Source organism: Mycobacterium ostraviense (assembly GCF_002705925.1).
In the GTDB taxonomy this organism is placed as follows: Bacteria; Actinomycetota; Actinomycetes; order Mycobacteriales; family Mycobacteriaceae; genus Mycobacterium; species Mycobacterium ostraviense.
In genome coordinates, this window is the sequence record NZ_NKRE01000003.1 from 1 (window position 1) to 1,052 (window position 1,052).

A 1,052-nucleotide genomic window follows, 5' to 3' on the forward strand; every position below is an offset into this window, starting at 1 on the left:
GTGGGGCAGCGGCGCCGCCCCCTCCACCGGTCCCGCCGTTACTACCGGTCAGCGAGAACCCGCCGGTGCCGCCGGCGCCGCCGCTGCCCCACAGCCCGGCCGCGCCACCGGCCCCGCCGTTTTGACCCTGCGCGCCGGAGCCGCCGGCCCCGCCGTCGCCGAGCAGGAATCCGCCGGGTGTGCCAGGTTGTCCGCTGCCCGCGGCTCCATTAGTCCCATTGCCGATCAGCGGGCGGTTCAGCAGTGCCTCGGTGGGTGCATTGATGACGTCGAACACCGGCTGCAGTGGACTAGTGGTGCCGCTGGCGCCGCTGCTGCCGATCGTTGGGCCAAACCCGCCGTTACCGCCATTACCCGCGGTGCCGATCAGCACCGCGCTGCCGCCCGTGCCGCCGACACCACCCGACATCGGGATGCTCTGGCCGCCTTCGCCGCCCGCACCGCCGCTGCCGAACAGCAGGCCGCCCCGGCCGCCGGTTCCGCCGACACCTCCGTTGCCAAGAAGGCCTTGCCCGCCGATGCCGCCGGCTCCGCCGAAGCCGATCACGCCGGCATTGCCGCCGGTCCCGCCGACCCCACCGACCGCGGAGCCGATCCCGCCGGCACCGCCAGCCCCGCCGCTGGACAACAGCAGGCCAGCGTCGCCGCCGTGTCCGCCCGTTCCTCCGCCGGCGGCAATGCTCATACCACCGGCCCCGCCGGCCCCACCCGCGCCGAACAGGAAGCCGGCCTTTCCGCCGGCGCCGCCAGCACCTCCGACGCCCGTACCGCCGAGACCGCCGTTCCCGCCGTCGCCACCCGGCCCGGCAAGCATGCCGCCGGCGCCGCCGGCGCCGCCGGAACCCCCATCCGTGCCTAGTCCGCCGGCCCCGCCGTGGCCGCCGGTTGCGCCGACCAGCCCGGCGAGCGGCCCGGCGTTCCCGCCGGCCCCGCCGACCGCGCCGACGCCGGTGGCGCTAGTTCCACCGCTGCCGCCGGCCCCGCCGGCGCCCAACAGTCCGCCGGCCCCACCGATTCCGCCGGCCCCGCCGAGTCCTGTGACTGCTGCATGC

The 1,052-nt window shown here is 77.1% G+C and carries 1 protein-coding gene; it reads right to left on the reverse strand.

The features are described 5' to 3' along the window. On the reverse strand, positions 1–1,052 hold a 1,052-nt coding region (locus CDN38_RS29805; RefSeq protein ID WP_368773223.1), incomplete at both ends, for a PGRS repeat-containing protein.